General features: G+C 76.8%; 4 protein-coding genes and 1 pseudogene. 3 read left to right on the top strand and 2 right to left on the bottom strand.

Annotation, left to right across the window (positions count from 1 at the left end; translation table 11 throughout):
- On the top strand, nucleotides 1-846 hold an 846-nt coding region (locus N866_RS21505), incomplete at its 5' end, for an endonuclease/exonuclease/phosphatase family protein (protein WP_173406170.1).
- A 57-nt stretch (nucleotides 847-903) separates the two neighbouring features.
- Here the strand turns inward: N866_RS21505 and N866_RS15745 are convergent.
- Both N866_RS15745 and N866_RS15740 read right to left on the bottom strand, forming a co-directional pair.
- The gene (locus N866_RS15745; protein ID WP_034228089.1) at nucleotides 904-1554 is read right to left on the bottom strand and encodes an MBL fold metallo-hydrolase; all 651 of its coding nucleotides are present in this window, start codon (nucleotides 1552-1554) and stop codon (nucleotides 904-906) included.
- Between the two features lie 3 nt (nucleotides 1555-1557).
- On the bottom strand, nucleotides 1558-3060 hold the full coding sequence (locus N866_RS15740) for an NAD(P)H-quinone dehydrogenase (protein WP_425393972.1): 1503 nt from the start codon (nucleotides 3058-3060) through the stop codon (nucleotides 1558-1560).
- A 70-nt stretch (nucleotides 3061-3130) separates the two neighbouring features.
- Here N866_RS15740 and N866_RS15735 point away from each other — a divergent pair, with 70 nt between their 5' ends.
- Nucleotides 3131-3976: a purine-nucleoside phosphorylase gene (locus N866_RS15735; protein WP_034228087.1), complete on the top strand. Its 846-nt coding sequence runs from the start codon at nucleotides 3131-3133 to the stop codon at nucleotides 3974-3976.
- Nucleotides 3976-4269: pseudogene (locus tag N866_RS15730) on the top strand (hypothetical protein); the annotation flags it as partial. The gene N866_RS15735 and the pseudogene N866_RS15730, both read left to right, overlap by 1 nt.

The raw sequence follows: 4269 nt of genomic DNA, 5'->3' as shown, positions 1-4269 counted from the left end.
CGCCGGCCCGTGCCGCGCCGCGCCGGGCTGCCAGCGGCCGCCGGTCTCGCGCTGCTCGTGGCGGGGACCGTCCAGGTCACCGTCGGGACCCTGGCCGCCGACGGCGCCTCCTCCGGCGACGGTCCGCGGGCGGGCGCGGCACCCGTGACCGTCGTCTCGTGGAACCTCCACTACGGCGTGACGCCGGAGGGCCGCGTCGAGCTGGAGCAGCTCGCGCGCACGATCGAGGAGCAGGGCGCGTGCGTCGTCCTGCTGCAGGAGGTCTCGCGCGGCTGGGTCCTCGGGGGCGGCACGGACATGGCCACGTGGCTGGCGCACCGCCTGGGGATGCGCGCGTCCTTCGCGCCCGCCGCCGACCGGCAGTTCGGCAACGCCGTCCTCAGCTGCGTGCCGCACCGCGACGTCGTGGTCCACGCGCTCCCGTACGGGACGGGGCCGCAGGGGCGGTCGGCGATCAGCGCCACCGTGGAGCTCGCGGAGGGCCCCCAGCGCTACACGTCGGTCCACCTCCAGCACCGCCGGACGAGCACGCCGACGCGTCTGGACCAGCTCGCGTCGCTGCTCCGGACCGGCGACCTCGGCGTCCTCGGCGTCATCGGCGGGGACCTCAACGCCGAGCCGGGGTGGCCTGAGCTCGACCTGCTCGAGGAGGCGGGCTTCGTCAGCGCCCAGGACGCCCTGGGCGACCCCGCGCTGCTCACGAGCCCGAGCCGCGACCCCCGGTACCGCATCGACTGGGTGCTGGGGCCGGGCTGGTCCGACGGCGACCGGCTCGACGTCCTCGTCGGCACCCCGTGGTCGGACCACCTGCCGCTGGTGCTCACGCACACCCCGCAGGGCGGCTGATCGCACGCTCGGGCGGGGTCGGCGTTCTGCGTCAGAAGCGGACCGGGCCGCTCGCCGTCAGCCGCCGACGGCGAGCCGCTCCCCCGGCGCCAGGCGGCGGTACTGCGGCGCACCGCCCAGCGTGCCGACGAGGCGGTCGGCCAGACCCTGACCGGCCTCCGCGAGCACCGCGTCGTGGATCGGCACGACGACGCGCGGCCGGACGGCCCGCACATGGTCCACCGCCTCGGCGACCTTCATCCACGGCCCGCCCACCGGCAGCAGGAGGACGTCCACGGGCAGGTCCGGCACGGTGAACGAGTCACCCGGGTGCAGGACGCCGTCGACGAGGTAGGCCAGGTTGGCGGGCACGGGCAGGTCCGGGTGGATGACGGCGTGGCTGCCGCCGAACGCCTGCACCTCGAAGCCGCCGGCAGTCCACCGCTCGCCGGGGCCCGCCTCGTGCACGCGCGCCGCGTCCGCGCCCTCGCCGGTCAGGAGCGCCACGACCGGCGCCGGTCCCCACACGTGCAGCTCCGGCTGCGCGGCCAGCGCCGCGACGAGGTCCTCGACGACGACGTGGTCCGCGTGGTCGTGCGTGACCAGCACCGCGTCGGCGTCGGCGAGGACCCCGCGGTCGCTGAACGAGCCCGGGTCGAGGACGAGCACCCGGCCGTCGCGCTCGAGGCGCACGCACGCGTGGCCGTGGACGGTGAGGGACGTGGTCATGGGTCAGGCCTCCGGGTGGTGCAGCGTGCGGGCGACCTCGGCGATGGAGCCCGAGAGGGACGGGTAGACCGTGAAGGACTGCGCGACGTCGTCGGCGGTGAGGCGCTGCGACACCGCCAGGGTGATCGGGAAGACGAGCTCCCCCGCGCGGGGCGCGACGACGACGCCGCCGAGCACGATCCCCGTGGTGGCGTGCGCGAAGAGCTTCACGAACCCGTCGTGCATGCCGAGCATCTTCGCCCGGGGGTTCCGGGCCAGCTCGAGCGTGCTGGTCCGGTACCGGACGCCGGACTCCTCCAGCGTGCGTTGCGAGGCACCCACGGTGGCGATCTCCGGTGCGGTGAAGATGTTCGCCGCGACGACCTGCAGGTCCAGGGGGACGACGGCGTCGCCGAGCGCGTGCGCCATCGCGATCCGGCCCTGCATGGCGGCGACCGACGCGAGGGGCAGGATGCCGGTGCAGTCCCCGGCGGCGTACACACCGCGCGCGCTGGTCCGGGAGACCCGGTCGACCTCGATGTGCCCGCTGCGGGTGGTCCGCACGCCCGCCGTCTCCAGGCCCAGGCCGTGCGTGGAGGGCACGGAGCCGACCGCCATGAGGCAGTGGCTCCCCTCGACCGTGCGCCCGTCCGCCAGGGTCACCAGGACGCCGTCGGCGGTCCGCACGGCGGACTGCGCGCGCGAGCGGGACATCACCTCCATGCCGCGCTGGCGGAACACCTCCTCGATGAGCTCGGCGGCGTCCGCGTCCTCCCCCGGCAGGACGCGGTCCCGGGACGACACGAGGACCACGTGGGACCCGAGGGCGTTGTAGGCGCCGGCGAACTCCGCCCCCGTGACGCCCGAGCCGACGACGACGAGCCGTTCCGGCAGGCTGGTGAGCCCGTACAGCTGCGTCCAGGTGAGGATCCGCTCGCCGTCGGGCATCGCCTCGGGCAGGGTCCGCGGGGTCGCGCCCGTGGCGAGCAGGACCACGTCGGCGTCGAGGACCTCGCTGCTGCTCGAGGCGCCGTCGCCACGGCCTCCCCCGTCCGCACGGTCGACGACGACCCGCTGCGGCCCGTCGAGACGACCGTGGCCGTCGACGACCCGCACGCCGACCGACTCCAGCCGTGCCGCGATGTCCCGCGACTGCGCCGCGGCGAGCTCGACGACCCGGGCGTTGACGCGCGCCAGGTCCACCTCGTGGGCGCGGGCGCCGGGCGGCGCGTCGGTGACCGGGACGCCCCCGTCGCGGATGCCGAGCTCCGGCGCGCGCTCTGCGATGGTCATCCACTCCGCGGTCGCGATGAGCGTCTTGGACGGGACGACGTCGGTGAGCACGGCCGCGCCGCCCAGGCCCTGGAGCTCCACGAGCGTGACGTCGGCCCCGGCGCGGCGCGCCACCAGGGCGGCCTCGTACCCGCCCGGCCCCCCGCCGACGACGACGACGCGGCTGGCCGGCCGCTCGTCCTGCGGCTGCTGCTCGGGCGTGGGCTCGGCGATGCCGGGTGTCGTCGCTGTCACACCGGGCATTCTGCCGTCCGGGTGCCGCACGGGGCACGCGGGGGGCGCCCGGGCACTAGCCTCGGGGACCATGACGAGCACCGCCGGCGACGCCGTCGTCGCCCCCCTGGACGACCCGACCACCGACCCGTTCGACGTCGCGCGCGAGGCCGCCGCGGCGATCGCGGAGCGCACCGGCGTGGAGCGCCACGACGTGCTCCTCGTGCTCGGCTCCGGCTGGGGCGGGGCCGCCGACCTGGTCGGCGAGACCGTGGCCGAGATCCCGAGCCACGAGATCCCCGGGTTCACCGCGCCGGCCGTCGCCGGGCACGGCGGGACGACCCGCTCGATCCGCCTCGCGCACGGCGGCCACGCCCTCGTCCTCGGCTCCCGCACCCACCTGTACGAGGGGCGCGGCGTGCGCCGGGTCGTGCACGGGGTGCGGACCGCCGCGGCCGCGGGCGCCCGCGCCGTCGTCCTCACCAACGGCTGCGGCGGGCTGGACACCTCCTGGGGCCCGGGGACGCCGGTCCTCATCAGCGACCACATCAACCTCACCGCGACCTCCCCGCTCGAGGGCGCGACCTTCGTGGACCTCACCGACCTCTACTCGGCCCGCCTGCGCGCCGTGGCCCGGGAGGTCGACCCCGGCCTCCCGGAGGGCGTCTACGCGCAGTTCCGCGGCCCGCACTACGAGACCCCCGCCGAGGTGCGGATGGCGGGCCGGATGGGCGCCGACCTGGTCGGCATGTCCACGACGCTGGAGGCCATCGCCGCGCGCCACGCGGGCCTGGAGGTGCTCGGCATCTCCCTCGTGACGAACCTCGCGGCCGGGATCAGCGCCGAGCCGCTCTCCCACGAGGAGGTCCTCGAGGCCGGCCGCGCCGCGGGCCCGCGGATCAGCCGGCTGCTCGCCGAGATCGTGGGCCGGATCTGATGGCGACGACGACGCCTCCCGCGGCCCCGTTCGACCCGGACCTCGCGGCCCGCGTCCGCGCGTGGGTCGACGACGACCCGGACCCGCGCACCGCCGAGCACCTGCGGGCGCTCCTGGCGGACGCCGAGGCCCAGGCGGACCCCGACGGCCGGCGCGAGCCGGCCCGCGCGGACCTCGCGGACCGCTTCCGCGGCACGCTGGAGTTCGGCACGGCAGGCCTGCGGGGCGCGCTCGGCGGCGGCCCGAACCGGATGAACCGCGCCGTCGTCATCCGCGCGGCGGCCGGCCTCGTG

This window comes from Actinotalea ferrariae CF5-4 (assembly GCF_000603945.1).
In the GTDB taxonomy this organism is placed as follows: Bacteria; Actinomycetota; Actinomycetes; order Actinomycetales; family Cellulomonadaceae; genus Actinotalea; species Actinotalea ferrariae.
Note: the sequence above shows the minus strand (reverse complement) of the source record. Positions and strands in the feature narration are given on the sequence as shown.

Bases quoted from the DNA above. Each gene is read 5' to 3' on its own strand.
- N866_RS15745 (WP_034228089.1), bottom strand. From the start codon at position 1,554: ATGACCACGTCCCTCACCGTCCACGGCCACGCGTGCGTGCGCCTCGAG.
- N866_RS15735 (WP_034228087.1), top strand. From the start codon at position 3,131: ATGACGAGCACCGCCGGCGACGCCGTCGTCGCCCCCCTGGACGACCCG.